Consider the following 4,781-nt stretch of genomic DNA (forward strand, 5'->3'; position numbering starts at 1 on the left):
CTCTGCAATCCATCCCGGCAACTGTTTTTTTTCATCTGTAAACTGCGCTTTCTGATCGCACTTTTTTCAAAGGGCGCGTTTTTTTTTCTAGCATAAGCCATAGTGGTGAACGGAAACCATTTGCAAAATAGGGGTGCGGAAAAGATTAAATAATCTTTTCGTTTTTTAAACGATCCCATTCTCGCATAAACAATCCTGTTCTTAGAGAATTATCTGAAATAATAATCTCTTGTAAATCACATGTTTGCAAAATGACCTTAATAAGGCTAACTGATAATGGCAGAAGCTTTAAAAAAATAGGTGCAATAGGAAGTTCTTTTTCCCAAATATGTACAGGAGTGGTTTGGATAACTTGATAAATTTTAAAAAACTGCTCCTGAGAAACTCTTTTTATATTACTATTTGTTTCAATAGCAGAAAGATCATAGTGCCATTTGTATAACATCAATAATGTCCGAAAAGCACCAGAGCTTCCAATAAGTTGACCAGGTCTATAACGATTTGTTCTAACAAAAAGAGGTGCCAAAGCCCTGCGATAATAGTCTTCTAAAAGATCCACTTGAAGTGGTGTAATAGGATCACTATAAGTAAATTGAGCCGCAACACGACGTATCCCTAGTTCAAAACTTCTTTCCCATAGTGGCTGTAGATCGTTAAAGATAATACACTCCACACTCCCACCTCCTATATCAATGATTAAGCCATTTGAATCTGTTAAATTAAAGCAAGAACTGATACCATGATAAATTAACCTAGCTTCCTCTATGCCAGAAATAATGTCTACTTTAATATCTGTTGCAAAATGAATCGCTTCGATGATATCAGCTGCATTAACTGCATCCCGAAAAAGGCTTGTAGCCTTGGCCGTAATAAATTGAACACCCTCTATATCCAGCTTTTTTTTAATGGCGACCAAAGTATTGACAATATTTTTTTGTTCCTCTAATGAGATATGCATATCATAAGGAAGCTGTTCAATAATAGTTCTTGTAATTTTTTCTTCATAAAGTATGGTATACTTCTCTGGTTCAACTACCCCTACTAAAAGATTTATAACATTGGTACCTAAATCAATAACAGCTAATTTTGACATAGCATTTTAATTAAAAGGCTGTTTCTATGGCTTGCGCTGATTATATGTTTCCGTTCACCACTATGGCTTATGCTAGTAAAAAAACCCGCACTTTTTTCATTAGCACTTGATTTTTTGGTTACTTTTTGATCAAGCAAAAAGTAGCTTTAAAAAATTCATTTTTTACCAGTGTCGTGAACAGATACGATTATATCATATAACCTAAAGAACTATTTTCTTTTCTAAGAAAGAGATACTCCATTTTAGATATAATGTTATATCGAACTCTATTTTATTGGCTACTTTTCCATAACCTGGAATAGTATAATTTGATACTTGACGATCATCATTTTTTTTACCATGCATAAGATAGGCTATGCCCAGTTGCATGCCTCCATAAAGTTGAGGCACTAAGCTAAGTTCAGAGCCTCCAAGTAGCTTTATCCAACCGGCTACAAAGGGGTTAGAAGAAGTTATATCATCACCATAGATAAGGTTAAATCGACTGTAACCATAACCTATCCCGCAATACGCATTCGTCAGACGATTAGGATGCATCATGCAGAGAAGCCCCCCTAAACCATAGCTACCCTTCAAGGTATAAGGTAGTTTATTACCATAGATTATGTTTTTAGGTTGATCAGCTAGATAGCCCACATCAATAGATAACTGTATCGGACCACAAAAATAAATGTCAACGCCTCCTCCATAACTTTTTTGGTCAATAGACCAACAATTCTTTAGACACTGAGCCCAATTTATTCTTATCCCAACCTGCTGTAACAAAGGGATATAACTAGGCAAATACATCGGTTTTGGAACAAAAAAAAGATACAAAAGGTCCATAACATCCTTATGTGCCACTTTGACTAAAGGTAAGGCTTCATTGGCTACCTGGATAGCTTCTTTTTCTACAGGAGCATTTGTTTCTTGCGGCATACCCACGTTTTCTTTTTGAAGTCGTAACGCATCACGATCCATTTGGCGATTGGCCCCAAAAGTCCTAACACTACAAAATGTATAGAAAACAGTAACAATTAATAAAGTTGTTATCTTTAGTGCATACTGCATAGTTAATATACCAATATTTAAATGTAAACTTAGGTACTACGTTTATGTCCAGAAACAGCCATAATCCATCTTTCTTTTTGACGCATATCCTTATGTAAAGTTATTTGCTTAAAATTTGCGCGATGTAGTAAATCTACAATCTTTTCGCCTAATGCCTCATTGATTTCTAAGCAAAGTATACCATTTGTACGCAAATGAAGCGCCGCAAGTTGAATGATGCGCCTATGGAATATAAGTGGATCATTATCTGGAACAAACAAAGCCAAATGAGGCTCATAGTCTACTACATTTGCATGCATAAAAGGCTTTTCCTGCATGCGAACATAGGGGGGATTGCTCACAATTAACGACCAACTAGATGCCGGAAGGGGATCCGTTAGGATATCTGCTGTTGTAAAATGAACTTTTACCCCTATCTGGGCTGCATTATATGCAGCAACAGCTAGCGCGGCTTTACTTATATCAATAGCTTCTACTACCGCTTTGGGAAAGTGCTGTTTGAGCGTAATAGCAATGCAACCACTACCAGTACCTATATCTAGGATAGAAGTGGGATCGGAAAGATGATGCATTAAACATGTTACCCATTCCTCTGTTTCTGGCCGTGGGATGAGTACAGCAGGCGTTACCTTCAAGCAATTACCAGCAAAATAAGTGGACCCAATAACATATTGAATAGGCTCCTGCTTTTTTAATCTATCTATAGCATCTAAAAGCTTTATGTGGATAGCAGGTGCAATAGTACATAATGGATTTAGGATGTAGTCTGTTGCATGAACTTGCAAATAATAAGCCAGCAGTTGTTGAACAATAGCACGACATTCTAGTTTATTAGGTATATCCAAGGCTAAGGCTTGACAGCATAGATCTAATAATTCTCGAAGCGGTATTTCAATTACAGAATATGTTGAGTAAGAGAGTAAATTCATTAGATTTTTTGTCTGTCATAGGCTTTTAAAGGTTACTTTAAGCTGCCTGTTGCTTTTGTAAAAAAGCCTACTTTATCAGCTATTTTATTCTATGATAAGTAAATATAAAAAGTTAATCGAGAAACTAGCATAAAATGGTTATTTTTTACTAGGAGTAATGGATCAAACTAAAAATTCACTTGATTGTGCCTCATACATTGTTAGGCAATTAGCCATTTTAGATGCTATTTTGTAATATTTTTTTATTAAAATTGTAGCTTGTATTTTATAGTTTATAAACTGCCTAGCCACTATGTTAACGCACAACCCTAATGCATCCAATGTAATCGTTAATGACCAGGCCAAAACGGCCATTCTTATAGCCCTGGTTACACCCCGGCAACCTTTAGCCAAAACAGAAGAATATCTTACAGAACTAGCCTTTTTGGCAGATACTTGGAGGTTGAAAATTGTGCGAAACTTTATGCAAAAGTTAGACCATGCACATGGTGCTACTTTTGTAGGTAAAGGAAAACTAGAAGAAATAGCTGCTTTTATCAAGGAAGAAAAAATTGATTATGCCATTTTTGACGATGAACTTTCTCCCTCACAAGTTCGGAATCTGGAAAAATTACTCTCCTGTCAGATCTTAGATAGAAGCTTATTGATTCTTAATATCTTCTCTATGCGTGCACAAACCAAACAAGCCAGGACACAGGTAGCCTTAGCACAGTACCAATATTTATTACCACGACTTACTAGAATGTGGACCCATCTTTCAAGTCAAAAAGGGGGTAGTGCGGGTATGCGTGGCCCTGGTGAGAAAGAATTGGAAACTGATAAAAGAATTATTCAACATAAAATTACCAAACTGCGTGAAAAGTTAACAAATATTGCACAGCAATGTACTACCAGGCGTAAAGGACGGGTTGATTTGATCCGGGTTGCATTGGTAGGATATACCAATGTAGGAAAGTCTACTTTGATGAAGCTGCTATCCAAGTCAGATATATTGGCTGATAATAAGTTATTTGCTACAGTAGATGCTACTGTACGTAAGGTAGTATTAAATGACAAGGCTTTTTTATTAACTGATACGGTAGGCTTTATTCGTAAACTACCGCATACTTTGGTAGCGTGTTTCAAGTCTACGCTAGCAGAAATTAAAGAAGCAGATTTGCTTTTGCATATAATAGATGCATCGCACGATAGTTTTCAAGAACAAATCAGTCTAGTTAACCAGACCTTACAAGAAATAGGCGCAGCAACTTTGCCAACTATTTTGGTATTCAACAAGGTTGATATCATCAAAAAAAGTACAGAAACCCTATCAAGCACTAGCCAAGGCATAGATATGCCCATAGAAGCTGTTTTAAGAAGTGGGGCATATGGGCGTAATATGATGCATTATCCGGCTGTTTTTATTGCTGCAACAAAGGGGCTAAGTATAGACCTGCTAAAAGAAACAATTACAAAAGAGATCGAGCAAATTCAGCTAACAAGGTATATAAAAGCTAGTTATTAGCTTATAGATCCATAGTGGGTATATTATTGGTTATATAGCCATCCATAGCGCTAAATAAATATATAATAATTGGGTATTCAATATATTTTATATATCATAGATATGATGGCCGCCGATAAACAATTGCGGACTTTCCGTAAAATGTAGTCTTTGAAATAGCTGTTTACTAGCGGATTAGAAAATCATTTGTATCTGTTCCTGACAC

Annotated in this window: 4 protein-coding genes; 1 reads left to right on the forward strand and 3 read right to left on the reverse strand. The window is 36.1% G+C overall.

Features of this window, described 5'->3' with window-relative positions; all coding sequences use genetic code 11:
* Positions 1–145 precede the first annotated feature (145 nt).
* The 3 genes from MUW73_RS03995 to prmC all read right to left on the reverse strand — a co-directional run bounded on the left by MUW73_RS03995 (position 146) and on the right by prmC (position 3,072).
* Positions 146–1,093, reverse strand: coding sequence for a Ppx/GppA phosphatase family protein (locus tag MUW73_RS03995; protein WP_243018727.1), 948 nt, complete (start codon positions 1,091–1,093; stop codon positions 146–148).
* Positions 1,094–1,294: 201 nt separating this feature from the next.
* Positions 1,295–2,143: a hypothetical protein gene (locus MUW73_RS04000; RefSeq protein WP_243018694.1), complete on the reverse strand. Its 849-nt coding sequence runs from the start codon at positions 2,141–2,143 to the stop codon at positions 1,295–1,297.
* Positions 2,144–2,172: 29 nt separating this feature from the next.
* On the reverse strand, positions 2,173–3,072 hold the full coding sequence (gene prmC / locus MUW73_RS04005; RefSeq protein WP_243018693.1) for a peptide chain release factor N(5)-glutamine methyltransferase: 900 nt from the start codon (positions 3,070–3,072) through the stop codon (positions 2,173–2,175).
* A 292-nt stretch (positions 3,073–3,364) separates the two neighbouring features.
* Here prmC and hflX point away from each other — a divergent pair, with 292 nt between their 5' ends.
* Positions 3,365–4,576 carry a GTPase HflX gene (gene hflX, locus MUW73_RS04010; RefSeq protein WP_243018692.1) on the forward strand — a complete coding sequence of 404 codons (1,212 nt, stop codon included), beginning with the start codon at positions 3,365–3,367 and terminating at the stop codon, positions 4,574–4,576.
* Positions 4,577–4,781 lie beyond the last annotated feature (205 nt).

The sequence above is a fragment of the Candidatus Cardinium sp. cByotN1 genome (assembly GCF_022810525.1).
In the GTDB taxonomy this organism is placed as follows: Bacteria; Bacteroidota; Bacteroidia; order Cytophagales; family Amoebophilaceae; genus Cardinium.